Below are 24,245 nucleotides of genomic sequence, written 5' to 3'. Positions count from 1 at the left end.
CAGGCAATGCCGATGTGTTGAATTAGGGATCATTTGCAAGCCTTGGATTATCATTTGTCAGTATCGTCTGGAGGAAGCGATTATGCCTTATGTTGACGGTTTCGTGCTCGCAGTGCCCAAGAACAAGATTGATGCCTATAAGGAGCTGGCGCGCAAAGCTGGGGATGTTTGGAAAGAGTATGGTGCGCTATCGTACGTTGAATGTATTGGTGATGACGTACCCTACGGTGAACTAACTTCCTTCCCGCGCGCCGTCCAGGCCAAGGACGATGAGATCGTGATATTCTCATGGATCACTTATGAATCGCGTGAGCAGCGCGATGCGATAAATGCAAAGGTCATGGAAGATCCGCGCCTGAAGGGTGGCGTGTCGGACATGCCCTTCGACGGCAAACGCATGATCTACGGCGGCTTCAACGCATTCCTGGAACTGTAGGGTCAGCAATTCCGGCAAACATAGCAACCATAAGAAATCACTCCGGCCACGGAGCGATTTCTTCCCGGCCGTCCATGTGATGCGAATAACATTTCCACACGCCCCTTGAAAAAGCGGAGCGGCGGCGTATTTGCGCAGGACGACAAACAGCGGTCGGAGCGCCTAGTCAGGTTGCTATTTCAGAAACCCGCCAAATGCTTTAGTGGAGCCTTCTATGTCACTTTCCATGCACAAAATTTCAGTCCCGGCGTTTATCCGCGGCTTTTCGGTTCTCTCAACATTGATTGATAAGGCAGAGGCGTTCACAGCGGAGAAAAAGATCAGTCCCGCGGTTCTATTCAGCGCCCGCCTTGCGCCGGATATGCTGCCGTTTTCCGGTCAGATTCAGCGCGCCAGCGACACGTCGAAAGCGACGATCGGGCGTCTCACGACGATCGAAGTGCCCAAATTTCCCGATGAGGAGGCAAGTTTTTCCGAACTGCGGCAACGTATTGCCAACACTGTCGCATTTCTTGAAAGTGTTGAACAATCGGCCCTCGACGGCAGCGATACCAAGGAGGTTACGCTGAGTGCCGGCCAGCTAAAAGTGACTTTGAGCGGTGAAGAATATGTTCTGAAATTCGCTCTGCCGAACTTCTATTTCCACGTGACAACGGCTCAAAATATCTTGCGTCACAATGGCATTCAGGTCGGTAAGCTCGACTACATCGGTTCGCTTGGCTAACCTATAACCGCAGTGCGACCGCGGTCGACGACCAACCGCGGTCAATTTGCCGATCGTTACCGGGCTAAGCAACCAGATGTTCAATCTGATCCGCAGACAGCTCGTTCTTTCTCCCCATTTCATTCCAACGCTTCAGCATCGTGCGGTACTTTTCCAACTGCAGCTCCGGCCGATTGTCGGCGCGGTTGGAAATATCCTGCGGAAACTTGAGGATGTTGCTGAGAAAGTCAGCATAAGCGAAGTGCTTGTTAGGCTGGCTCGGGCCAAAGCCGACGAACTGTGTGTTACGGGTGCTGTTGCTGCTTGACCCGGGACTGCTGGAAGCTTTGATCGCCCGGAATAATGCAAGGATGTCATCCATTTCCTGCGCAGCCGCTTTGCTTAGCGTGGTCGCCGAAATCCCAAGGTCCTCGTAGAGACTCTCGAAACCCTTCTCTACGACTTCCTGGTGCCGCTCGTATAGGTCGGTCTTGTCAGGATCAAGTTTCTTCAAGATTTCGTATTGGTTAAACAATACTAAACGTTCCGCAAAGCTAAACACTGTTCACCTCCGTATGATATGGTTGCGACAGACGCCATGTCTCTTGCAATAATTCACGGGATTTCTGGTGTTACTTTACACACATTCGTCTTAAGAAGATTGTATTGCGCTTGTTACAATTTTACCTTTTGCAAACAGCGAAATAGCAGGCTCCGAGAAATGGTTGCTTGCGGTTCCTCCAATTATCGCTCGCTTTTGGTGCTCTTGTAGATATTGACACCCAGCTCGCGGATTTTCTTTCGAAGCGTGTTGCGATTAAGCCCCAGCAGTTCGGCGGCCTTGATCTGATTGCCGTGCGTTGCCGTCAGGCATGAAAGGATCAACGGATATTCAACCTCCTCAAGCACACGCTGATAGAGGCCGGCCGGTGGGAGCTCCTCCCCATAGGACAGGAAGTAGCGCTGCATGTTCAGTTCGACAGATTGAGCAATCGTCACATCTTCATTGGTCATCGAGCTTGATGATGGCTCGTTTGGTCGCAGGTCGGCTTTCAGTTCAGCTTCGATCACCTCAGCGTTGATTTCTTCTTGCGGATAAAGCGCAGCCAACCGACGGACAAGATTTTCCAGCTCGCGCACATTGCCGGCCCATGGATAGCGGCGCATGAGATCGAGGCCGTCGGCAGTGATGCGCTTTTCAGGCAGGCCATCCTTTGCCGCCATCTTGAAGAAGTGCCGGACGAGATCCGGAATATCCTCGCCGCGCTCACGCAGCGGCGGCAGACGCAGTGGCACCACATTCAGGCGGTAATAGAGATCTTCGCGAAACAGCCCCTGATTGATCAGTGTACGCAAATCCTTGTTCGTCGCAGCAACGATGCGAACATCGGTCTTGATTGGCGTACGGCCTCCAACGGTCATGTATTCGCCCTGCTGCAGCACGCGCAGCAGCCGGGTCTGTGCCTCCATCGGCATATCACCGATTTCATCGAGGAACAGCGTTCCACCGTCCGCCTGTTCAAAGCGTCCGCTCGAACGGTTCTGCGCGCCGGTGAAGGCACCCCGTTCATGGCCGAACAATTCGGATTCGATCAGATCGCGCGGGATTGCGGCCATGTTGATGGCGACGAACGGGCCTTTGCGCCGGCGCCCGTATTCATGCAGCGCCCGCGCCACGAGTTCCTTGCCGGTACCGGATTCGCCGGAGATCATCACCGTGAGGTCCGTCTGCATCATGCGGGCAAGAACACGATAGATGTCTTGCATTGCCGGTGAACGTCCAACGAGTGGCATGGTGTCCGGCTGTTCGTCAGCGGCCCACTTTTCCGGCTTCTTCTTGGGTTCCGATAGTGCGCGACCGACAATACTGACGAGTTCCGTCAGGTCGAATGGCTTCGGAAGATACTCATAGGCCCCTGCTTCCGATGCACGGATGGCGGTCATGAAGGTATTTTGCGCACTCATGACAATCACTGGAAGGTCGGGGCGGGATTTCTTGATGCGTGGCAAAAGATCAAAGGCGTTTTCATCGGGCATCACCACATCGGTGATCACCAGATCGCCATCTCCGGCCGATATCCAACGCCAAAGGGTGGCTGCATTCGAAGTAATCCGCACGTCATAGCCAGCACGGGAAAGCGCCTGATTAAGAACTGTTCTGATTGCCGCGTCGTCATCCGCGACGAGTATGCTGCCCAAACTCATGATCAGGATCCTGCTTTCTTGGAATATGGATTTTCGTCTGCATGAGCATCATCAAGCGGACCACTCTGCCAGGCAGGCATGAGAATTCTGAATGTCGTCTTGCGCGGTACTGAATCGCATTCGATGACGCCGCCGTGGTCTCCGACAATCTTGGCAACGAGCGCAAGACCAAGCCCTGAACCATTTGGCTTGGTCGTCACGAAGGGATCAAACAGATGCGGCATGATATCGGGCGACACGCCAGCGCCCGTATCCTGGACAGTAAACTCCAGCGGCAGCGAGACGCGATTGCGCATGCCCGGAATCGAAAGGCGGATGCCCGGGCGGAACGCGGTCGATAGCGTGATTTCACCTGGCTCATTTGAGCCGATGGACTCGGCGGCATTCTTTACCAGATTGAGGAAGATCTGCACCAGCTGGTCACGATTTGCGAAGACATATGGCAGCGACGGGTCATAATCCTCATGAAATTTGATATGACTCGCAAAGCCGTTCTTGGCGATTGCTTTGACGTGGTCGAGCACCACGTGGATATTTACCGCTTCGCGTTCGATCGGTCGTTCGTCGGAAAAGACTTCCATCCGATCCACGAGCGAAACAATCCGATCCGTTTCATCGGTAATCAGCCGCGTCAGGGCCCGGTCGTCGTCATTCAAGCCGGTTTCGAGCAACTGCGCGGCGCCACGAATGCCGGATAACGGGTTCTTGATTTCATGCGCCAACATGGAAGCAAGACCTGTGACGGAACGCGCGGCACCGCGATGCGTCATCTGCCGGTCCAGCTTTTCAGCCATGGACCGTTCCTTGAAAAGAATGACAATCGATCCGGGAGATCTCGTTGACCGGAGTTACATAGAGATCAACGATCCGGTCCTGACCGAGCCGCGGCGACGAAACATCGACGCGGTATTCGTTGACTGGAGACGGGTTTTCACGCACCTGCTTCACGAGCGCCAGCAACGGGCTGCCGAATGGCAGCAGCATGTCGAGTGTATTTCGGCTCAAAATGCTGGCGCTCGACCGGAAAAAAGCCTCGGCATCGGCGTTGGCATAGGAGATATACCCTGCATCATCAAGCATGATGACGGGATGCCGTATAGAATTCAGGACAATGCCTGCCAACCGGTCTTCCAGTATGGGATTGTCTGGAGCTGTCATTACGCTACCTTCCTGATGTCATCGGCATGCGCTCTGGATAGCGCAGCGTGGAGACGCCTTGCCACCTGACGCGGATTGATTTCGGTCATGATCGAACCGCGCTCGGCAGGGCCGATATCGACACCATGCATTTCCAGATACCAGCCGAGGTGCTTGCGGGCATGACGAATTCCAGTGGACTCGCCATAATGCGCGAGCATCGCTTCGTAGTGCGCGACCGCATAGTCGGCGATCACGCCGTTGGTTCCCTCCCCGATGCCGCGGGCGATCGTTCCTGGCAGCCAAGGCTGGCCATAGGAGCCACGCCCGACCATCACTGCATCGGCGCCCGACGCCTCGAGAATCGAAATTGCATCCTCCCGGTCCAACACGTCGCCGTTTGCAACAAGCGGTATGGAGATTGCGTTCTTGACAGCGCGAATGGCATTCCAATCGGCCTTGCCCTCGTAAAACTGGCACCGTGTCCGGCCGTGAACCGTGACCATCCGTGCACCCGCCTGCTCCGCCCGGGCGGCAAGTTCCGGCGCGTTGATTGTGGCATCATCCCAGCCAAGCCGCATTTTCAGCGTCACCGGGACCTTTACGGCCCCAATTGTCGCCTCGATCAGCGTCAGCGCGTGATCGAGATCGCGCATCAGCGCCGAGCCTGACAGGCCACCAGTGACCTTCTTGGCGGGGCAACCCATGTTGATATCGATGATATGCGCGCCTTCGCCTTCGGAAATGCGCGCGGCTTCCGCCATCCAACGGGCTTCGCGTCCGGCAATTTGCACGACATGAGTGCCGAGCCCATTGCCTTTCAGGCGCAACAGATTTCCACGTTCACGCGTACAGAGTTCGGCGCTCGCAACCATTTCAGAGACGACCATGCCGGCACCTGCCTGCCAAGCCAATTGCCGGAATGGCAGGTCGGAAACGCCCGACATCGGCGCCAGAAATACCCGGTTGCGCAACAGCACACCGCCTACTTCCAATGGTTGGTCAAGTTCTATCACGCTCGATCTGCCTGTTTCGTATGCAATTTTACAATAGCCTATCCTTTAGACAGGATCGTGCCTCTTCGCAAGGCAGAGAGCGTCGTTGATTGACCAGATTTCGACCTCCGGCTGTCTTAAACCTCTGGTCTTTCGGCTTGGCAAAGGGTAACGCAGTTCGATGTGACGGAGAGAATTGTGCCGGGTAAGACTAGTGACAAACAAATGCGGGTAGCCGCCGTCATTGTGGCGGCCGGACGTGGAGAACGCGCGGGCCAAAGCGTTGAAGGACCAAAGCAATATCGCAAGATCGGTGGGGAAGCCGTTCTGGCGCATACGCTCCGCGCATTTCTTGATTGTCCGCTGATAGATCATGTCGTTGTCGTCATCCACAAGGAAGACGAGGCATTGTTTGTCCAAGCTGCCGAAGGCTGCTTATCCAGCGTTATTTCTGTAACGGGTGGCCCTACTCGCCAGGAATCGACCCGCCTGGGACTTTTGGCGCTCAAGGAAATCGCGCCGGACCACGTGTTGATTCACGATGGGGTCCGCCCCTTTATTTCGGCTGACCTTCTGGAACGGGTTATTTTCAATCTTACGCCGCATATTGGCGTCCTGCCCGTGCTTGCTGTTTCGGATACTCTAAAAGCGGCGGGCCATGATGCGATGGTTAGCGCCACCGTCCCGCGCGCCGGGCTCTATGCTGCACAGACGCCCCAGGCATTTCCATTTGTGCCGATCCTTGCTGCGCATGATGCCGCGTTCGCCGCAGGCCGCTCCGATTTCACCGACGATTCAGCTATCGCAGAATGGCATGGCCTGCCGGTCCGGATCGTCGAAGGATCGGCCGACAACACGAAACTGACCTGGGCAAAGGATATCGATATGGCCGATGATCGTCTGTCACAGAAGCTTTCCGCCTACCCGGATGTGCGAACCGGAAACGGCTATGACGTGCATGCATTCGAACCGGGCAAGGGCGTGATGCTTGCCGGTGTCTTCATCGAACATGATTGCAAGCTGGCCGGACATTCCGATGCTGACGTCGCGCTGCATGCATTGACCGATGCCCTGCTGGCGACGCGCGGCGCTGGCGACATCGGCACACATTTTCCGCCATCCGACCCGCAATGGAAAGGTGCCGCGTCGCATATATTCGTTGAACATGCGGTGAAGATCGTCAAGGAAGCTGGCGGGCGGATCGCCAATGCCGATATCACGCTGATCTGCGAAGCGCCAAGAGTTGGGCCGCACCGCGAAGCGATGACGGCGGCGCTGTCGAAGATGCTGGGTATTTCCCCCGACCGCATTTCCATCAAGGCAACAACGAACGAAAAACTCGGCTTTATTGGACGCAAGGAAGGCATCGCGGCGATCGCAACGGCTTCCGTAATCTATCCGGGAGGCCTGCCGGAATGAGTGGTCTTATTGCAGAAACCAAGGCAATAGCTGTGCTTGAGGCTTGCCGGCACAAAGGTATTCTGCTCGCTACGGCGGAGTCCTGCACCGGAGGTTTGATTGCAGCTTCCCTGACAGATATTGGCGGCTCGTCCGACGTCGTTGATCGCGGTTTCGTCACCTATTCCAACGATGCCAAGCACGAAATGCTCGGTGTCCCGCCAGAATTGATTGCAGCACACGGCGCAGTATCGCAGGAGGTTGCGCTTGCCATGGCTGCAGGCGCCCTCGCCCATTCGCGCGCCAGCGTCGCTGTCTCTGCCACCGGTATCGCAGGGCCCGGCGGTGGCACGGAAACAAAACCCGTCGGGCTCGTCTGGTTTGGGCTGGCGCTCAAGGGAAAGCCCCCAGTAGCGATATGCCATATCTTCGACGACCACGGCCGCGCTTCGATCCGCAATGCCGCGGTCAATGCGGCACTGGATATGATTCTGAAAGCGTTGTCAGATGATCAGGAACGTTGAATGCGAAGTGCCATGCCAATCGATTCAGGCGAGACAGGCTCGAAACCAAACTTCGCGTAAAGATATCTTGCAGGGCCGTCGGCAATCAGGCTGACATAAGCACCATCTGGCGCTTCCGCCTGTACAAAATCAACCAGACTCGCAACAACGATCTTTCCAAGTCCCTTGCCTTGATGGGCGGGATCAACGGCGATATCGACAATCTGGTAGAAACAGCCATCATCCCCGACAATTCGCCCCATCGCTACCGTTTCCGCGTGATAGATAATCGTTGCGGCGAAGATCGTGTTGGGTAGGCCTTTTTCCGCGGCATGCTGGCTTTTTGGGCTCAATCCGGAAACTTCACGCAAACGTCGATAGTCTTCGACGGAAGGTGTTCCGATGTGAAGCAGATAATCTGGATTCTCGTGTTTCATCGCCAGGTCGTCCTTCAGGCCGGTGATTTCTCGCCCTTGCCATAGATTGTGTCGGCGCGTTTTTCAAATGCCTCGGTGAACTTTCGAAAAGCGATATCAAACATCGAACCCATAAGAAATCCGAGGGTTCGGCTCTTGAACTCATAGTCGATGTAGAATTTCACCGTGGAATGATCCGGATTGACATCTGGTACAAATTGCCAGCGGTTATCGAGGTAGCGGAATGGTCCATCGATATACTTGGTCAAAATGACTTTTTCTTCCGGCTTCAGCAGCACCTGGCTGGTGAATGTCTCGCGGATCAGTTTGTAGCCCACGGTCATGTCGGCAACCAATAGGGTCTTTCCGTGGCTTTCCTTACGGGATCGGACCTTCAGGCTCTCACACATCGGCAGGAATTGCGGATAGCTTTCGACGTCTGCGACCAGATCGAACATCTGCTCGGCCCGGTGCACCACAGGACGGCTCGTTTCAAATTTCGGCATTGGTCAGGCGCGGCCAGCGTGCAGCGCCTCGCGTGCCGCCTTCAACTTAGCGAAATCCTCGCCGGCATGATGTGACGAACGCGTCAACGGGCTCGAAGCGACAACGAGGAAGCCCTTCGTCTTGGCAATCGTCGCGTAGGACTTAAACTCGTCGGGCGTCACATAATTGAGGACTGGATGGTGTTTGCGCGTCGGCTGCAAGTACTGGCCGATGGTCATGAAATCCACGTCTGCCGACCGCAAATCGTCCATCAGTTGCAGAACTTCGTTTCGCTCTTCGCCAAGCCCGACCATAATGCCCGACTTCGTAAAAATCGTCGGATCGATCTCCTTTACGCGCTGTAACAGGCGAATGGAATGGAAGTAGCGTGCACCCGGACGAACCTTCAGGTAGTTGGACGGAACGGTCTCAAGATTGTGATTGAAAACGTCGGGGCGAGCAGCCACAACAATTTCCAACGCGCCTTCCTTGCGCAGGAAGTCGGGCGTCAGGATCTCAATGGTTGTTCCGGGCGAAATCCGGCGGATCGCGTGGATAACATCGGCAAAATGCTGCGCGCCGCCATCGCCAAGATCGTCACGATCGACTGAGGTGATGACCACATGCGACAGGCCCATCTTCTTTACAGCCTTGCCAACGTTTTCGGGCTCGTTGGGATCAAGTGCTGTGGGCAGACCAGTAGCAACATTGCAGAATGCACAAGCGCGCGTGCAAATCTCGCCCATAATCATGAATGTCGCGTGCTTCTTGTCCCAGCACTCGCCAATATTGGGGCAGCCGGCCTCTTCACAGACGGTAACGAGATTGTGAGACCGCACGATTTCGCGTGTCTCCGAATACCCTTTTGACACGGGCGCCTTGACGCAGAATCCAGTCCGGCTTTTTCAGAATCTCCAGATCGGGTCGGTGTGCTTTCTCCGGATGACGGAGGCGGCGCTTTTGATCGATCGTGTCGAGTACCGTTACCATAACTAAACTATCCTAGCTTGCAGCTCTGGACTTGCCAAAGATCCAAAGAATGAGGATTGCGCCCGCCGTCGCAACAATCAGATTTCCAAGAAATCCGTAGAAATTAAAATTCAGCAGATCAGCTAGCGTACCACCGACAAAAGAGCCAGCAATGCCGACGATAATGTTGGTGAGGAGGCCATGGTCACGCTTCATTGCTTTCTCTGCGATATAGCCGGCAATAAAGCCAACGAGCAGCATTCCAAAGAAACCGACGCCTGGCATACCCATGATGCCGACTGACTGATCCATCATTTTCTCCCCTCGCTAGCGCCCTGATGCAATCGCTATGGCGCGCAGCACCAGAGCCCATATAGCACCGAAAAGAAAACCACCCAACCCGCAGGCAACAGTCACAATCCAGACACCGGTCCAACCAACGATCGCAATTCCATTGACGGATATGGTGTTACCCGAAAGCAGACTCAAGGCGGAAGGCACGAACCCGACCAAGAGGCCGACGATTGTCGACCATTTGAGGATTAGCCAGGAAAGGCTGATCCAGGGTCTGCTATCCTTGATGGTGAACAATGAGTCTGCGTTCCTTTCGGGATCAGGCGTTCAGCACGCGGCCATAAGCATCCAGCACACTTTCCTTCATCATTTCCGACAAGGTGGGGTGCGGGAAGACCGTATGCATGAGTTCTTCTTCAGTGGTTTCGAGGTTCATGGCCACGACAAACCCCTGAATAAGTTCGGTGACTTCGGCTCCAACCATATGCGCACCGATCAGCTGGCCAGTCTTCTTGTCGAAGATTGTCTTGACAAGACCCTGATCTTCACCGAGCGCGATCGCCTTGCCATTCGCTGCGCACTGGAAACGACCGACGCGGATTTCACGGCCATTTTCCTTAGCCTTTGCTTCTGTAAGTCCGACCGAAGCAACCTGCGGATGGCAATAGGTGCAGCCTGGGATCTTGTCCTTTTCCATCGGATGGACGCCCGGCAGGTTGGCGATCTTCTCGACGCAGATAACGCCTTCATGCTCGGCCTTGTGCGCCAGCATGGGTGGGCCAGCGACATCGCCGATCGCGTAGATACCCGGCACGTTGGTTTTTCCGTAACCATCGATGACGATGCATCCGCGATCAGTCTTTACCCCCAGCACCTCAAGTCCGAGATTCTCGATGTTACCCTGAACGCCAACCGCGGAAATCAGCCGGTCGGCGGTGATCTTCTCGACCTTACCGTCTTTGGTCTCGATATGAGCAGTAATCGAATTGGCGGCTTTCTCGACTTTTGTCACCTTGGCATCGGTGATGATCTTCATACCCTGCTTTTCGAATTGCTTGCGGGCGATCGCAGATATTTCAGCGTCTTCAACCGGCATGACGGTCGGCAGCAACTCGACAACCGTTACTTCGGCACCCATTGTGCGGTAGAACGAGGCAAATTCAATGCCGATCGCCCCCGATCCCATCACAACCAGGGATTTTGGCATTTCCGGCGGCACCATGGCCTCGAAATAAGTCCAGATGAGCTTGCCATCCGGCTCAATGCCGGGCAGAGCACGCGGTCGGGCACCGGTCGCAACGATAATATGCTTAGCCGAATAAGTACCCTCACCCAACGCATTCTTGGGCAGTGGATTTTGCGGCTCCATGGGCTTCTTTGACGTCTTGGCGACAATGATCTCGCCTGGCTTGGACAGTTTGGCCTCACCCCAGATCACATCGACCTTGTTCTTCTTCATCAGGAAGCCAATGCCGGCATTGAGACGGGCGGACACGCCACGCGAACGTTGCACGACAGCTTTGACATCGGCAGAGATCTTGCCTTCGATGGTCAGCCCATAATCCTTCGCGTGCTGGCCATAATGGAGTATTTCCGCAGAGCGCAACAGCGCTTTCGTCGGAATGCAGCCCCAATTGAGGCAAATGCCGCCAAGGTGTTCGCGCTCGACTATCGCTGTCTTGAACCCAAGTTGGGCGGAGCGAATGGCGGTAACGTAGCCACCAGGGCCCGAACCAATGATGATCACGTCGTAATTATTGGCCAAGACCTGGGTCCTCCTAATTAAAGATCAAGTATGTCTCGAACGATGGGTGCAATCGCTTTGCCGATTGCCCGTGTATTTTCTGCATCAAGATGTACGCCATCAATGGATGACGTTGTAGCGACGGCACCCGCGTCAAAAAACGCGCATCCCGCAAGCAAAGCTGCATTGTTATAGAAGCCGGCTAATAAGTGGGACTGTTCAATGCCGCCTTCAAAAATCAACTTGAATTCTTCGCCACCATCCCCGCCCAGAGGTGGTGGCGACATGATCAGTACTGCCGGTGCCTTGGCGCCGAACTGATAAGGCACCGTGCGAACGATTTCGATCAACCGTTGCATACCCCGCTTGGAACCAAAAGCATTGCCGCAGAGCACATGTTTCATGTCGTTGGTGCCAAGCATGATAATGACCAGGTCAAGCGGGAAATGCGTGCCAAGTGCCGTCGTCAGCGTCTTGGCCGCATTGCGTTCAAATCCTGACAAATGATCGTCATAGGCAGTCGTTCGACCATTCAGACCGTCGGCGATGACATGAACGCCGTCACCGAGCTCCGCTTGAAGCACCTGCGGCCAACGATCCCTGAATGCATGGCGACCCGATCCATCAGGGATATAACCCCAAGTCAGCGAGTCGCCATAACAAAGGACGGTTTTCATGTCGCTTCTTAGACCAGCATGCCCATCGGGTTTTCGATATGCCGTTTGAAGGCCTGTGCGAGTTCTGCGCCCAGCGCACCATCAACCGCACGGTGATCTGTCGAAAGCGTCACGGACATGACGGTCGCAACCTTGATTTCACCCTTCTTGACGACTGCCCGCTCCTCTCCCGCACCGACCGCAAGGATCGTTGCATGTGGCGGGTTGATGATCGCAGCGAAGTCCTTGACGCCGAACATGCCGAGATTGGAGACCGCCGTGGTGCCGCCCTGATATTCCTCGGGCTTCAACTTGCGATCACGGGCGCGCTTGGCAAGGTCCTTCATTTCATTGGAAATGGTGGAAAGTGTCTTCTGCTCGGCTTTGCGGATGATCGGCGTGATAAGTCCACCTGGAATCGACACGGCTACACCCACATCGGAATGTTTGTGCTTGACCATATTGGCATCTGTCCAGGAAACGTTCGCTTCCGGAACATCGCGTAACGCCAGCGCCATGGCTTTGATGATCATATCGTTGACGGAAAGTTTATAGGCTGGAACGTCGCCCTTTTCGGTCTTGCGCATCGGTGAGGCGGCGTTGATCTGTGCCCTCAATTCCAGCAATGCATCAAGCTCGCAATCAAGCGTCAGATAGAAATGCGGAACAGTCGATTTGGCCTCGAGCAAGCGCTTTGCGATAGTCTTGCGCATGCCATCGTGCGGCACGAGTTCGTACGAGCCATCCTCGAACAGCTTCAGCACGGCGTCATCGGACATGGGTTTTGGTGCCGAAGGTGTGGCCGCTGGAGCAGAGGCGGCTGCAGCCGGTGCTGCTTTAGCGCCACCGCCGGCAATCGCGGCTTCAACGTCCTTCTTGATGACGCGGCCATGCGGCCCAGAACCTGCAACAGCGGCAAGATCAATTCCAGCATCCTTGGCGATACGACGCGCCAAAGGTGAAGAGAACGGGCGATCGCCCGCCTTGGCGGGTGCAGAAGATGCTACCGGTGCCGGAGTTGTTTCTGACTTTGGCGTTTCAGGCTTTGGTGCAGCGGGAGCGGCATCGGCCTTCGCTTCTTCCTTTGGTGCTGCGGCTTTGGCCGGAGCCGCATCGGCGCCGCCCTTGGCAGCGGCTGCCGCATCTTCGCCCTCGCCCGCCAGAATAGCGATCAGTGCGTTGACCTTGACACCTTCGGTACCCGCGGGGACCACGATTTTGGCAACGGTACCTTCATCGACCGCTTCGACCTCCATCGTTGCCTTGTCGGTTTCGATCTCGGCGATGACATCGCCGGGCCCAACCTTATCGCCTTCCTTGACGAGCCATTTGGCAAGATTGCCTTCTTCCATCGTGGGAGAAAGCGCCGGCATGGTGATATTAATCGGCATATCGGTTTCCTCCCTTACGCTGTGTAGGTCACAGCTTTGACAGCGTCTACAATTTCCTTGACGTTTGGCAGAGCGAGCTTTTCGAGATCTCGCTGCGTAAGGCATCGGCACGTCCTTGCCCGCAACTGTCAGGACAGGCGCATCGAGATAGTCGAAGGCTTGTTGCATGACGCGTGTGGCGATTTCAGTACCGACTGACGATTGCGGATAACCTTCCTCGATCGTGACGCAGCGGCCGGTCTTCTTCACCGATTCAATCACGGTTGGAATATCCATCGGGCGGATCGTGCGCAAATCGATGATTTCCGCATCGATGCCGAGCTTGGCGAGTTCCTCGGCGGCTTTAACCGTGTAATTCATGCCAATGCCGAATGATACGAGCGTGACGTCTGTGCCGGTCTTGTGAATGCGGGCTTTGCCGATAGGCAGCACGAAATCGTCAAGCTTCGGCACATCGAATGAATGGCCGTAGAGGATTTCGTTTTCGAGGAAGATAACCGGGTTCGGATCCCGGATGGCTGCCTTGAGCAGGCCTTTCGCGTCCGCAGCCGTATAGGGCATGACGACCTTCAGGCCAGGAATGTGGCTGTACCAGGCGGCGTAACATTGGGAATGCTGCGCTGCGACACGCGATGCCGCACCGCTAGGTCCGCGGAAAACCATCGGAGCCCCCATCTGACCACCGGACATGTAGAGTGTCTTGGCGGCAGAGTTGAGAATTTGGTCGATTGCCTGCATGGCGAAGTTGAAAGTCATGAACTCGACGATGGGCCGCAACCCCGTCATCGCCGCACCAACACCAACGCCGGCAAAACCGTGTTCGGTAATCGGCGTGTCAACGACCCGCCGCGGGCCGAATTCATCAAGCAAACCTTGCGTGATCTTGTAGGCGCCCTGGTATTCGGCGACTTCTTCACCCATGATGAAGACATCGGGATCGCGGCGCATTTCTTCCGCCATGGCGTCGCGCAGGGCTTCACGGACCGTGGTCGAAACCATTTCAGTGCCGGCCGGAATATCGGGATCCGCAGCGACTTCGGTCTTCGGCGCGGCAGGAACGGAACCAGCAGACTTCTCAGGCGCAGCTTCCTGCTTCGGCGTTTCTTCGACCTTGGCAGGCGCTTCGGCAGCTTTCGGCGCGCTAACAGCATCGGCGCTTTCGCCTTCGCCAAGCAGAACGGCAATGATGGTGTTTACCTTTACCCCGTCCGTGCCTTCGGCAACAAGAATTTTGCCGATTGTGCCTTCATCGACAGCTTCGACTTCCATTGTTGCCTTGTCGGTTTCGATTTCCGCGAGAATGTCACCCGAAGTGACCTTATCGCCCTCCTTTTTCAGCCATTTCGACAGTTTGCCCTCTTCCATAGTCGGCGAGAGCGCTGGCATTAGAATATCTACAGGCATTTGGTACGCCTCCCTTAGAGCAGAATGTCGGTGTAAAGCTCGGATGCATCCGGCTCCGGATCGGACTGGGCAAAATCAGCAGCATCAGCCACGATATCGCGAACGTCCTTATCGATCTTCTTCAGGTCGTCCTCAGTGGACCAACCCTTCTCGATCAACCGGTTCTTCACCTGCTCAATGGGATCATGATCGGAGCGCATCTTCTGCACTTCGTCCTTCGAACGGTACTTGGCCGGATCCGACATGGAATGGCCGCGATACCGGTATGTCTGCATTTCGAGGATCATCGGCCCCTTGCCTGAGCGTGCCCAAGCCGCAGCTTCGTCGCCGGCTGCGTTGACAGCGCGCACATCCATGCCGTCGACCTGGATGCCGGGAATGTTGAACGAAATCCCGCGCTTGGAAAAATCGGTCTCGGCAGATGCACGGGATACCGAGGTACCCATGGCATAGCGGTTGTTCTCGATAATGTAGATGACTGGCAGCTTCCACAGGGAAGCCATATTGAAGCTTTCGTAGACCTGGCCCTGGTTGGCAGCACCGTCGCCGAAATAGGCCAGCGACACATTACCATTGTCACGGTAGCGGTTGGCGAAAGCGAGGCCAGTTCCAAGCGATACCTGCGCACCGACAATGCCATGACCGCCGTAGAAATGCTTCTCCTTGGAGAACATGTGCATCGAGCCGCCCTTGCCCTTGGAAAGGCCGCCCCGGCGACCGGTCAGTTCGGCCATGACGCCGCGCGGGCTCATACCGCAGGCCAGCATGTGACCGTGATCACGGTAGCCGGTGATAACCTGGTCACCTTCCTTCAACGACATCTGCATGCCGGTGACGACGGCTTCCTGACCGATGTAGAGATGGCAGAAACCACCGATGAAGCCCATACCATAGAGCTGACCGGCCTTTTCTTCAAAACGGCGTATCAGCAACATCTGCCGGTATGCTTCGAGCTCTTGCTCTTTCGTGAACTGGATTGGTTTTGGTGCTTTAGCAGCAGAGGTCTGCGCAGATCGCGCAGGGCTTTTTTTTGCCCTCGTGGCCATATCTCACTCCCTGTGACTTGGTCGCACGAGAATAGCAGCAGGGACGGAACTTACAATATGCAGAATCGAATAAGTGCTATGCAAATAAGATGTTCAAAATACAAAGGAAAAACGCCATTAACCAGAATTCAGTTAATAGCAAGATCACCGGAGCCACGCATTATCGTGACTTCGTCCGGACGGGAAACATTCAATGCTTTACGAGCCTGTTCGTCCAGCATGTCCTTCTCAATTGTGCCATCATGCATAAGTTGCACCTGCCGTTCAAGCTCCGTGCGTGATGCCGTGACAGCATCGAGTTGAGCCTGAAGCAATTTCGTCTGCTCCTGCAGTTTGATGGTTGAATAGAGGCCATACTCGCCGTGATAGGCGTGGAAACCAAAATATGCGAAGAACAGGGTTGCCATCAGCGGAACGATCAACCGCCCACGTTTGGTTTTTCGTCTCTGTTTTGTCCACATGGCAGATGACCCGGAAGCTTCGTGAATCAGGTCACGATGGCCTGATTTGTTACCCGTCAATAAGACTATGTTTTGCTTAACAGGGGATTACCGCCGCCCCACACAAAACAAAATGGCGGGCACAGGGGCCCGCCATTCATCTTTGAGAAGCGCTCTGGATCAAGCGTTACGGAAAATTCCGCGTCCGGCATAGCGAGCCTGAGGTCCAAGCTCTTCCTCAATGCGGATGAGCTGGTTGTACTTCGCGACCCGGTCAGAACGAGCCAGCGAGCCGGTCTTGATCTGACCGCAATTGGTGGCAACAGCAAGATCAGCAATCGTTGAATCTTCTGTTTCGCCCGAACGATGCGACATCACGGCGGTGTATGCGGCGCGATGCGCGGTATCCACGGCGTCAAACGTTTCAGAGAGAGTCCCGATCTGATTGACCTTGACCAGAATCGAATTGGCGACCCCCATCTTGATACCATCACGCAAACGGGCCGAGTTGGTGACGAACAGATCGTCACCTACGAGCTGGCATTTATTTCCGACGAGTTCAGTCAGATATTTCCAGCCATCCCAGTCATCTTCGGCCATGCCGTCTTCGATCGTAATGATTGGATAGTCACCGACCAGCTTGGCAAGGTATTTTGCCTGCGTCTTCGGATCACGCGACTTTTTCTCGCCCTCGTAGACGTAGTTGCCGTCCTTGAAAAATTCAGTCGAGGCGCAATCAAGGCCGATGGCGATTTCTTCGCCGGGCTTGAAGCCCGCCTTTTCGATCGACTCGACAATAAAATCCAATGCAGCCTGGGCGGTCTTTAGGTTGGGCGCAAATCCACCCTCGTCGCCGACATTGGTGTTGTGACCGGCATCCTTCAGACGTTTCTTCAGCGTATGGAAAACTTCGGAACCATAACGAACCGCTTCGGCGATTGACGATGCGCCAACCGGCAGAATCATGAACTCCTGGAAATCGATCGGATTGTCGGCATGCGCACCGCCGTTGATGATGTTCATCATCGGCACGGGCAGCACGTGGGCGCTTGGGCCACCAAGGTAGCGATAAAGCGGCAAGCCAGAAGCCTCAGCAGCCGCCTTTGCAACGGCGAGAGAGACGCCGAGGATGGCATTGGCTCCAAGACGGCTCTTGTTGGGTGTGCCATCAAGGTCGATCATCGTCTGGTCGATGTGAATCTGATTCTCGGCTTCCATGCCGCCAATGGCATCGAACAATTCGCCGTTGACCGCATCGACAGCCTTCTGGACGCCCTTTCCGAGATAACGCGGCCCACCATCACGAAGTTCGACTGCTTCATGCGCACCTGTGGATGCGCCCGAGGGAACCGCTGCACGGCCCTGGGAGCCATCTTCGAGAATGACATCGACCTCAACAGTCGGATTCCCACGACTATCCAGAATTTCACGGCCAATAATATCGACAATCGCAGTCATGGGGCATTTCCCTTTCAATTAGCATTGTGCAGCTAGCATCGCGTAGCGTTGGGCTGGCCACTGAATAGCGAATGAAGATGACAAGGAAAATCCCCACAAAGACGAATTATGGATCAAAACAGAAAAAAGGCCGTCAGAGACGGCCTTGCTGCAATCAGTAGTGAGTTTGGGCCGGCGTATCGACCTTGTAATACGAAAATGACATGTCGCGAACCTGACGGCCGTCATTCTCCGTCAATTCGGTGATACCGTGCGCGGGAGCCTGTTCCAGCTGGTCGCGTGTAAACGGTACAACGTAACCGCCGGTGCTTTCATCGTAATCGAGCAGTTTCCATGGAATAGCGTGATATTTCTCGCCGATGCCTAGGAAGCCGCCGAAGCCGACAACTGCAAACATGATGTTGTCCGCGGTCTTGTCCAGCATCACATCCTCGATCTCACCTATCTTATCTCCGGCGTTATTGTAGACACTGGTACCAATGACGCGGGAAGCCCGGATGGCTGTCGTATGTCCTGAATTGGTTGGCATATTGCTCACTCCTTTTCTGGTTTAGAGACAAGGGTAATGAGCAAGGCAGGGTCAGAGTTGCATAAAAACTTAATTTTATGTGGAAGAACGATTGTACCGGATTTTCACACGGCTTTGGCGATCCGGTCGAATTCCAGGAGCCTTTCCAGTAGACGTGGCATCTGGTCGAGCGGGACCATATTGGGACCGTCAGATGGTGCATTGTCCGGATCTTGATGGGTTTCGATGAAGAGGCCGGCAACGCCGACGGCCACTGCCGCGCGGGACAGGGTTTCCACGAACTCGCGTTGGCCGCCCGTTGAGCCGCCCTGCCCGCCGGGCTGCTGGACCGAATGGGTTGCGTCAAAGATGACCGGTGCACCAATGCTCGCCATGATGGGCAAAGAGCGCATATCGGAGACGAGCGTATTGTAGCCGAAGGATGCGCCGCGTTCGGTCACCATGACATTCGGATTGCCACTTTCCGTAACTTTCGCCACTACGTTTTTCATGTCCCATGGAGCGAGAAACTGCCCCTTCTTGATATTGACGATCTTGCCAGTCTTGGCAGCGGCGATCAGCAAGTCAGTCTGGCGGCAAAGGAAAGCCGGGATTTGCAGCACATCGACCACTTCACCAAGAATGGCGCATTGTTCTTCTGTGTGTACGTCAGTCAGGGTCGGCAGGCCGAGTTCCTTGCGGATATCAGCGAAGACGGGCAAAGAGTTTTCCAACCCGAAACCGCGCTTCCCCGTCAATGAAGTGCGATTGGCCTTGTCAAAACTGGACTTGTAAACGAGACCGAAACCGAGCTTGCCGGTCAGTTCCTTCAGCGCACCCGCCATATCAAACGCGTGCTGACGACTTTCCATTTGGCATGGACCGGCAATCAGCGACAATCGTCCGGTGTTGGAGAATGCAACATTGCCGGCGGAAACGGTGGAATTCAGGGACATTACAGGGCCTCAAATGCGATGGCGGCGCCCTGCCCCGGTGCCTTGTGCACAATCAGACGGGAGCCACGCTTTTCGAAGGGAATATTGTTCTTGGCCAGCAAGGATTCAACGCTAGCGAGATCACGAACTGCAAGCACCAAGGCCTGCAAGCGCAAACCGCGCTCATTTTCTGAACTTTCGATGTTGAAAAATGAGCGCAAGCCCTGCGGCGTCAGCACCGTGACATTGGCATTGGCGGCGCGCAAGTCCATACCAAAGGAATGGGCGTTGACATCGCGCTGGTTGATGACTTCCTGCAGCAGATATTGGAAATCCGTTGGATTGACTTCGGAAAGGACTATCTCGCGCAGAGCAACGGCACCATTCTCGTGTGCGTGAAATGCTGTGCGGTCGACTTTCGGCGTATTGACCCGCTGACAGGTAAAGAAAAACGCATCAGGTGCGCGCAGATCGGCAGCGAAAGCCAAACGAAAACCCGCAATATCTTCCTTGCCGTCGGGAGTTCTGAAAGCCCGGAAGAAATTCAATACCTGGCCGGCAGATATGCCAGCTTGCACGAAAGCATTGTGGTTCGCCTCGGCGTCCTTCGTACCCATCACAAGGGCCGAGAAACCTTCATTGCCGTTGCGGAACCGAAAGGCCTGATCCCGCGCAACAAAGACATTGCCGTTTCTCGCCTCGACCTCGCAGGTTTCCCGCTGGCCCACCGCCAACAATTCCAGAAAACTGTCGTCACCGAAGTAGACGCAAATGTTCTCCGTACCGAAGGGATGTTTCCCAACCGGAGCAACGAGAAAACCGAGCTGTTTCAGTCGTGCTCTTGCGACATCTAGGTCTGCTGTCGGCAGGACCAGATGATCGACGGGATGCGCTGTACGGGGTGAAGAAGCGTTCATGGTCAAAGGGTGTGCCTCAATGCGCCGTGCAATTCAAGTCACACCCGTTGATCAAACCAGTCTGCTTTGCGCCATTGCTGCGTTGATGAACGAAGCAAATAGCGGATGTGGCTCGAACGGCCGTGATTTCAACTCGGGATGATACTGAACGCCGATGAACCAGGGATGGTCGGGATACTCGATGGTTTCCGGCAAAACGCCATCCGGCGACATGCCAGAAAACACGAGACCGCAGTCTTCCAGACGATCCTTGTAGTCGATGTTGACTTCGTAGCGATGGCGATGGCGTTCCGAGATATCGGTCGTTCCGTAGATATCAGCGATACGCGTCCCGGATTTGAGAAGAGCCTCATAAGCGCCAAGACGCATGGTTCCACCGAGGTCGCCCGATTGTGCGCGCTTCTCCAGCATGTTTCCCTTGAGCCATTCCGTCATCAAACCGACAACGGGTTCGCTCGTCGGACCGAACTCGCTTCGAGGATGCCTTGTCAACGCCGGCAAGTGATCGCGCCGCTTCAAGCACGGCCATTTGCATGCCAAAGCAGATGCCGAAATACGGAACCTTCTTCTCTCGTGCGAATTTGGCAGCCAGAATCTTCCCCTCCGAACCGCGCTCGCCAAAGCCGCCCGGCACGAGAATTCCGTGCACCTTCTGCAGATAAGGCGCAGGATCCTCCTGTTCGAAGATTTCCGATTCGATCCAGTCAAGGTTGACTTTCACCTTGTTGGCCATGCCGCCATGGTGAAGGGCTTCTATCAGCGATTTGTAGGCGTCCTTGAGACCGGTATATTTGCCGACGATCGCAATCGTGACCTCACCTTCCGGATTGTGGATGCGTTGGCTGACCTCGTCCCAGCGCTCCATGCGTGGCTTGGGCGCGGGATCGATGCCGAACGCGGCAAGCACTTCCAGATCGAGGCCCTCCTTGTGGTAGGCCATGGGCACGTCATAGATTGTGTCGACGTCGAGCGCCTGAATGACCGCCGACGCGCGCACATTGCAGAAAAGCGAAAGCTTGCGCCGCTCGGATTCCGGAATCTCGCGATCGGCACGTATGAGCAGTATATCGGGCGCAATGCCGATCGAGCGGAGTTCCTTGACGGAATGCTGCGTTGGCTTGGTCTTGAGCTCGCCAGCCGCCGGGATGTAAGGCATCAGCGTCAAGTGAATATAAACGGCGCTGCCGCGCGGCAAATCATTGCCGAGCTGGCGAATTGCCTCCAGAAACGGCATGGCTTCAATATCGCCGACCGTGCCACCGATTTCACAAAGAACGAAATCATACTCCTCATTACCTTCGACAATGAAGTTCTTGATCTCGTCCGTGACGTGCGGAATCACCTGAACAGTCGCGCCGAGATAATCTCCCCTGCGTTCCTTTTCGATGATATTCCGGTAGATACGTCCGGTCGTAATATTGTCCTGCTTGTTGGCAGGACGTCCTGTAAAGCGCTCATAGTGACCAAGATCAAGGTCAGTTTCAGCGCCATCGTCGGTCACAAAGACCTCGCCGTGCTGATACGGCGACATCGTGCCAGGATCGACGTTGAGATAGGGGTCGAGCTTGCGGATCCGCACGCGGTATCCACGAGCCTGCAGGAGTGCCGCCAAAGCGGCTGCAGCGATGCCTTTTCCGAGGGAAGAAACCACGCCGCCAGTGATGAAAACATATCGGGCCATGGGCTTATCTCGTTAGTCCTTTGCGAGTGATTTGGCCACAAAAAAATCGGCGTCAGCGCCGTTTTTCCCGTCCCAAATATTTTCAGTTCAAACAAAACGGCCAGACGCGAGGTCTGGCCGTTCGGATCAGTTCAACGATAAATCTTACAGAACAACCACTTCCGTGCCGACGCTGACACGATTATACAGATCGATCACATGATCATTGACCATGCGGAAACAGCCGTTCGATGCAGAACTTCCGATGGTCCATGGCTGGATCGTGCCGTGAATGCGCACATACGTATCCTTGTTTCCTTGCGACAGGTAGAGGGCGCGCGCACCGAGAGGATTACCCGGACCACCGTCCATGCCGTTTTCGTATTTGGCATAGTGTGCAGGCTCGCGTTCGATCATTTCCTTGGTCGGGATCCAGCGCGGCCATTCGCGTTTGGTCTGGATTTTCGCAGTTCCCTTGAATTCCAGCCCTTCCTTGCCGACTGCAATGCCGTAGCGGCGTGCACTGAAAGGCGATTCAACGAGATAGAGGAACTTTGCTTTCGGGTCGATAACGATCGTCCCCGGCTTGTAACCAGAGAATGCCACGTCCTGAGGCATATATTTCGGATCTATCCCGTACTTCGTTTTGGCTTTGCCAGGCTTCGCCGGCTTGCGTACCTCTGCCACTTCAATAGGCTTGACTTCAGCATCCGGTTTTGCAGCAGCCGGCTCGGACGCGTTACCGCCAAATGGGTTCATGATTTTTTTGAGGATCGGTTCTGCCGATGCCGGGCCGGATAGCGCCAGGACTGACATTCCTACAAGCAGAGAGCGACGTGACAGCATAGTTTAAATTTCCCGCATAGAGTGCACAACGCCCTCACGGCGTTTGCCCGGCCCCCAAGGCCAACCTGATATCGCGTTATCTGAAGACCAAATTCTTCTCAATGCAAATCGCTGTGAAGGACAAACCCCAATGATCCTTCGTTGTAAAAGGTTGCGGATACGCAACACATTCACCGCATTCTGTATAGTCGCAAACGGCTCTATTGTGAATTTGGAACCGGATTTGCTGGCGCAGGTGTAACCGGAGCCGTCGGCGCAGGTAGGGTTGATTCGGGCGCCGCAGGCGCGGCAGCGCCGGGTGCAACCGACCCAGAAGCCGGCGGAGCAGCAGGCGTATCAGACGGCGGGGTCGCACTATTCGAGGAGGGACCACCAAGCTGGTTCAGAATGCCGCCACTTGCTGGAGGCTGCTGACCTGCGGGCTGATTGCCCGTGGTTGTCGGAATCCGGTTGAGAATATCGGTTGGGCTCTCGCCATAGCGAGCCATAATGCCGAGGGCCAGAGAGGTAATAAAAAATCCCGTTGCAAGAATGGCAGTCGCACGCGTCAACACATTGGCTGCGCCGCGGGCCGTCATGAAGCCAGAGCCGCCGCCAATTCCGAGACCGCCACCTTCAGAGCGCTGCATAAGCACGACGCCAACGAGAGCAAGTACAATCAGAAGATGAATGACGATTACGACGGTTTGCATGGGATATTTTCTGCTTTCTAGGTGTCGGACGCGGCTCTTTACACCGGATTGGTCAATAAACCAAGCCCGTCAGACCACAGTTTTCTTGTCGCAATTGCGGTTCTCTGCCCGTTAAAGCGAATGGTACGCCTCACAGATGGCAAGGAAGTCGACTGCTTTCAAGCTGGCGCCTCCGACGAGCGCACCATCGACGTTCTCGATCCCCAGGAGTTCGATTGCATTGGCCGGCTTGACCGACCCGCCATAAAGGATCCGCATCTTCGCGCCGTCGGCGCCGAAACGGCCGGTGAGCGCCGCGCGGATTGAAGCATGCACTTCTCTTACGTCGTCTGAAGTAGGCGTCAATCCGGTTCCAATGGCCCAAACCGGTTCATAGGCAACTATGGTATTATTCGCATTCGCACCGTCGGGGATCGATCCAGCAAGCTGTTCGGCAATAATATCGAGTGTGGAACCTGCCTTACGCTGTGCCTCTGTTTCACCAATACAGATGATCGCGACGAGGCCTGCACCCCAGCCCGCCCTTGCCTTGGCACGGACCACGTCGTTCGTTTCGGCATGATCTGTCCGGCGCTCGGAATGACCAACTATCACATGCGAGGCGCCGGCATCTTTCAACATATCCCCAGAGATGTCGCCGGTATGGGCGCCGGACTTCTTGGTATGGCAATCCTGTCCGCCAATGCTCAGGGCCTCACCCTCAACGGATTGGGCCGCCCTGAAAACAAGGGTTGCGGGGACGCAAATGAGTGCATCGATTTTCTCACCGATGGCGGAATTGGGCCGGTTGACGATTATACGCAACTCATCGAGTGACTCTCCAGTGCCATTCATTTTCCAGTTACCGGCGACGAGCGGACGAACATCAGGGGTCATTGGGCGTTCCTTAGATATCGGTTTTGGTGACTTTCTCAGTCATTTGATTGCCTGACTAGCAAATTCACTTGATAAAGCAATCGACACAAGCGTTGCATGACGCTATTCCCCTATGCATTCAATTAAGCCT

22 protein-coding genes and 5 pseudogenes are annotated in these 24,245 nt (G+C 55.2%); 4 read left to right on the top strand and 23 right to left on the bottom strand.

Going from position 1 to position 24,245, the window contains the following annotated elements:
- Positions 1–82: 82 nt before the first annotated feature.
- Positions 83–436 (top strand): DUF1428 domain-containing protein, encoded by a 354-nt coding sequence (locus N8E89_RS15915; RefSeq protein ID WP_113172988.1) that lies wholly within the window; start codon positions 83–85, stop codon positions 434–436.
- Between the two features lie 214 nt (positions 437–650).
- Positions 651–1,160, top strand: coding sequence for a DUF1993 domain-containing protein (locus N8E89_RS15910; RefSeq protein ID WP_262260482.1), 510 nt, complete (start codon positions 651–653; stop codon positions 1,158–1,160).
- Between the two features lie 64 nt (positions 1,161–1,224).
- Here the strand turns inward: N8E89_RS15910 and N8E89_RS15905 are convergent, their stop codons facing one another.
- The 4 genes and pseudogenes from N8E89_RS15905 to dusB form a co-directional block, all read right to left on the bottom strand.
- Positions 1,225–1,701, bottom strand: coding sequence for a YfbU family protein (locus tag N8E89_RS15905; protein WP_106665199.1), 477 nt, complete (start codon positions 1,699–1,701; stop codon positions 1,225–1,227).
- A gap of 182 nt (positions 1,702–1,883) precedes the next feature.
- A complete protein-coding gene (gene ntrC / locus N8E89_RS15900) occupies positions 1,884–3,344 on the bottom strand; it encodes a nitrogen regulation protein NR(I) (protein ID WP_106665198.1) in 1,461 nt (486 codons plus the stop codon).
- Positions 3,345–3,346: 2 nt separating this feature from the next.
- A pseudogene (locus tag N8E89_RS15895) lies at positions 3,347–4,502 on the bottom strand (two-component system sensor histidine kinase NtrB).
- Positions 4,502–5,497, bottom strand: a complete 996-nt coding sequence (gene dusB, locus N8E89_RS15890; protein ID WP_262260481.1) for a tRNA dihydrouridine synthase DusB — start codon at positions 5,495–5,497, stop codon at positions 4,502–4,504. Before dusB ends, N8E89_RS15895 begins: the two are co-directional and overlap by 1 nt.
- Positions 5,498–5,701: 204 nt before the next feature.
- Here dusB and N8E89_RS15885 point away from each other — a divergent pair, with 204 nt between their 5' ends.
- Positions 5,702–6,895 (top strand): bifunctional 2-C-methyl-D-erythritol 4-phosphate cytidylyltransferase/2-C-methyl-D-erythritol 2,4-cyclodiphosphate synthase, encoded by a 1,194-nt coding sequence (locus tag N8E89_RS15885; RefSeq protein WP_106665195.1) that lies wholly within the window; start codon positions 5,702–5,704, stop codon positions 6,893–6,895.
- On the top strand, positions 6,892–7,398 hold the full coding sequence (locus N8E89_RS15880) for a CinA family protein (RefSeq protein WP_113172984.1): 507 nt from the start codon (positions 6,892–6,894) through the stop codon (positions 7,396–7,398). Before N8E89_RS15885 ends, N8E89_RS15880 begins: the two co-directional genes overlap by 4 nt.
- Here N8E89_RS15880 and N8E89_RS15875 read toward each other — a convergent pair.
- The 19 genes and pseudogenes from N8E89_RS15875 to tpiA all read right to left on the bottom strand — a co-directional run bounded on the left by N8E89_RS15875 (position 7,386) and on the right by tpiA (position 24,115).
- Positions 7,386–7,814: a GNAT family N-acetyltransferase gene (locus N8E89_RS15875; RefSeq protein WP_106665193.1), complete on the bottom strand. Its 429-nt coding sequence runs from the start codon at positions 7,812–7,814 to the stop codon at positions 7,386–7,388. The genes N8E89_RS15880 and N8E89_RS15875 overlap by 13 nt on opposite strands.
- 14 nt (positions 7,815–7,828) lie before the next feature.
- Positions 7,829–8,299 carry a type II toxin-antitoxin system RatA family toxin gene (locus tag N8E89_RS15870; RefSeq protein ID WP_106665192.1) on the bottom strand — a complete coding sequence of 157 codons (471 nt, stop codon included), beginning with the start codon at positions 8,297–8,299 and terminating at the stop codon, positions 7,829–7,831.
- 3 nt (positions 8,300–8,302) lie between these two features.
- Positions 8,303–9,269 (bottom strand): annotated as a pseudogene (gene lipA / locus N8E89_RS15865) (lipoyl synthase).
- A gap of 12 nt (positions 9,270–9,281) precedes the next feature.
- A complete protein-coding gene (locus N8E89_RS15860) occupies positions 9,282–9,560 on the bottom strand; it encodes a GlsB/YeaQ/YmgE family stress response membrane protein (RefSeq protein WP_106665190.1) in 279 nt (92 codons plus the stop codon).
- Positions 9,561–9,575: 15 nt separating this feature from the next.
- Complete coding sequence (locus N8E89_RS15855; RefSeq protein WP_106665268.1) at positions 9,576–9,773, bottom strand: hypothetical protein; 198 nt, start codon at positions 9,771–9,773, stop codon at positions 9,576–9,578.
- 88 nt (positions 9,774–9,861) lie between these two features.
- Entirely contained in the window at positions 9,862–11,307 is a 1,446-nt protein-coding gene (lpdA, locus tag N8E89_RS15850) for a dihydrolipoyl dehydrogenase (RefSeq protein ID WP_262260479.1), read from the bottom strand.
- Positions 11,308–11,324: 17 nt separating this feature from the next.
- Positions 11,325–11,963 carry an SGNH/GDSL hydrolase family protein gene (locus N8E89_RS15845; RefSeq protein ID WP_262260477.1) on the bottom strand — a complete coding sequence of 213 codons (639 nt, stop codon included), beginning with the start codon at positions 11,961–11,963 and terminating at the stop codon, positions 11,325–11,327.
- A gap of 8 nt (positions 11,964–11,971) precedes the next feature.
- Positions 11,972–13,264, bottom strand: a pseudogene (locus N8E89_RS15840) (pyruvate dehydrogenase complex dihydrolipoamide acetyltransferase); the annotation flags it as partial.
- A gap of 83 nt (positions 13,265–13,347) precedes the next feature.
- Positions 13,348–14,737, bottom strand: a pseudogene (locus tag N8E89_RS15835) (pyruvate dehydrogenase complex E1 component subunit beta).
- 14 nt (positions 14,738–14,751) lie between these two features.
- The gene (pdhA, locus tag N8E89_RS15830; RefSeq protein WP_106665185.1) at positions 14,752–15,783 is read right to left on the bottom strand and encodes a pyruvate dehydrogenase (acetyl-transferring) E1 component subunit alpha; all 1,032 of its coding nucleotides are present in this window, start codon (positions 15,781–15,783) and stop codon (positions 14,752–14,754) included.
- A 128-nt stretch (positions 15,784–15,911) separates the two neighbouring features.
- Positions 15,912–16,244, bottom strand: coding sequence for an FtsB family cell division protein (locus N8E89_RS15825; RefSeq protein WP_106665267.1), 333 nt, complete (start codon positions 16,242–16,244; stop codon positions 15,912–15,914).
- 159 nt (positions 16,245–16,403) lie between these two features.
- Positions 16,404–17,681 carry a phosphopyruvate hydratase gene (gene eno, locus N8E89_RS15820; protein ID WP_106665184.1) on the bottom strand — a complete coding sequence of 426 codons (1,278 nt, stop codon included), beginning with the start codon at positions 17,679–17,681 and terminating at the stop codon, positions 16,404–16,406.
- A 154-nt stretch (positions 17,682–17,835) separates the two neighbouring features.
- Positions 17,836–18,210: a PRC-barrel domain-containing protein gene (locus tag N8E89_RS15815; RefSeq protein ID WP_106665183.1), complete on the bottom strand. Its 375-nt coding sequence runs from the start codon at positions 18,208–18,210 to the stop codon at positions 17,836–17,838.
- Positions 18,211–18,314: 104 nt separating this feature from the next.
- Entirely contained in the window at positions 18,315–19,145 is an 831-nt protein-coding gene (gene kdsA / locus N8E89_RS15810) for a 3-deoxy-8-phosphooctulonate synthase (RefSeq protein ID WP_262260474.1), read from the bottom strand.
- On the bottom strand, positions 19,145–20,041 hold the full coding sequence (locus N8E89_RS15805; protein WP_262260473.1) for a VOC family protein: 897 nt from the start codon (positions 20,039–20,041) through the stop codon (positions 19,145–19,147). The genes kdsA and N8E89_RS15805 overlap by 1 nt, the downstream gene beginning before the upstream one ends.
- Positions 20,042–20,092: 51 nt before the next feature.
- Positions 20,093–21,722: pseudogene (locus tag N8E89_RS15800) on the bottom strand (CTP synthase).
- 144 nt (positions 21,723–21,866) lie between these two features.
- Positions 21,867–22,547: a L,D-transpeptidase gene (locus N8E89_RS15795; RefSeq protein ID WP_106665179.1), complete on the bottom strand. Its 681-nt coding sequence runs from the start codon at positions 22,545–22,547 to the stop codon at positions 21,867–21,869.
- 200 nt (positions 22,548–22,747) lie between these two features.
- The gene (gene secG / locus N8E89_RS15790; protein WP_106665178.1) at positions 22,748–23,239 is read right to left on the bottom strand and encodes a preprotein translocase subunit SecG; all 492 of its coding nucleotides are present in this window, start codon (positions 23,237–23,239) and stop codon (positions 22,748–22,750) included.
- 111 nt (positions 23,240–23,350) lie between these two features.
- Positions 23,351–24,115 carry a triose-phosphate isomerase gene (tpiA, locus tag N8E89_RS15785; RefSeq protein WP_262260472.1) on the bottom strand — a complete coding sequence of 255 codons (765 nt, stop codon included), beginning with the start codon at positions 24,113–24,115 and terminating at the stop codon, positions 23,351–23,353.
- Positions 24,116–24,245 lie beyond the last annotated feature (130 nt).

Source organism: Phyllobacterium sp. A18/5-2 (genome assembly GCF_025452215.1).
GTDB classification, from domain to species: Bacteria; Pseudomonadota; Alphaproteobacteria; order Rhizobiales; family Rhizobiaceae; genus Phyllobacterium; species Phyllobacterium sophorae.
This window is presented reverse-complemented; position numbering and strand designations above follow the sequence as displayed.

Coding starts and splice junctions, on each gene's coding strand:
- N8E89_RS15885 (WP_106665195.1), top strand. CDS start 5,702: ATGCGGGTAGCCGCCGTCATTGTGGCGGCCGGACGTGGAGAACGCGCG.
- N8E89_RS15910 (WP_262260482.1), top strand. CDS start 651: ATGTCACTTTCCATGCACAAAATTTCAGTCCCGGCGTTTATCCGCGGC.
- N8E89_RS15815 (WP_106665183.1), bottom strand. CDS start 18,210: ATGCCAACCAATTCAGGACATACGACAGCCATCCGGGCTTCCCGCGTC.
- eno (WP_106665184.1), bottom strand. CDS start 17,681: ATGACTGCGATTGTCGATATTATTGGCCGTGAAATTCTGGATAGTCGT.
- N8E89_RS15860 (WP_106665190.1), bottom strand. CDS start 9,560: ATGGATCAGTCAGTCGGCATCATGGGTATGCCAGGCGTCGGTTTCTTT.
- N8E89_RS15870 (WP_106665192.1), bottom strand. CDS start 8,299: ATGCCGAAATTTGAAACGAGCCGTCCTGTGGTGCACCGGGCCGAGCAG.
- secG (WP_106665178.1), bottom strand. CDS start 23,239: ATGCAAACCGTCGTAATCGTCATTCATCTTCTGATTGTACTTGCTCTC.
- N8E89_RS15915 (WP_113172988.1), top strand. CDS start 83: ATGCCTTATGTTGACGGTTTCGTGCTCGCAGTGCCCAAGAACAAGATT.
- tpiA (WP_262260472.1), bottom strand. CDS start 24,115: ATGACCCCTGATGTTCGTCCGCTCGTCGCCGGTAACTGGAAAATGAAT.
- N8E89_RS15795 (WP_106665179.1), bottom strand. CDS start 22,547: ATGCTGTCACGTCGCTCTCTGCTTGTAGGAATGTCAGTCCTGGCGCTA.
- kdsA (WP_262260474.1), bottom strand. CDS start 19,145: ATGTCCCTGAATTCCACCGTTTCCGCCGGCAATGTTGCATTCTCCAAC.
- N8E89_RS15825 (WP_106665267.1), bottom strand. CDS start 16,244: ATGTGGACAAAACAGAGACGAAAAACCAAACGTGGGCGGTTGATCGTT.
- N8E89_RS15845 (WP_262260477.1), bottom strand. CDS start 11,963: ATGAAAACCGTCCTTTGTTATGGCGACTCGCTGACTTGGGGTTATATC.
- N8E89_RS15880 (WP_113172984.1), top strand. CDS start 6,892: ATGAGTGGTCTTATTGCAGAAACCAAGGCAATAGCTGTGCTTGAGGCT.
- pdhA (WP_106665185.1), bottom strand. CDS start 15,783: ATGGCCACGAGGGCAAAAAAAAGCCCTGCGCGATCTGCGCAGACCTCT.
- N8E89_RS15875 (WP_106665193.1), bottom strand. CDS start 7,814: ATGAAACACGAGAATCCAGATTATCTGCTTCACATCGGAACACCTTCC.
- N8E89_RS15805 (WP_262260473.1), bottom strand. CDS start 20,041: ATGAACGCTTCTTCACCCCGTACAGCGCATCCCGTCGATCATCTGGTC.
- ntrC (WP_106665198.1), bottom strand. CDS start 3,344: ATGAGTTTGGGCAGCATACTCGTCGCGGATGACGACGCGGCAATCAGA.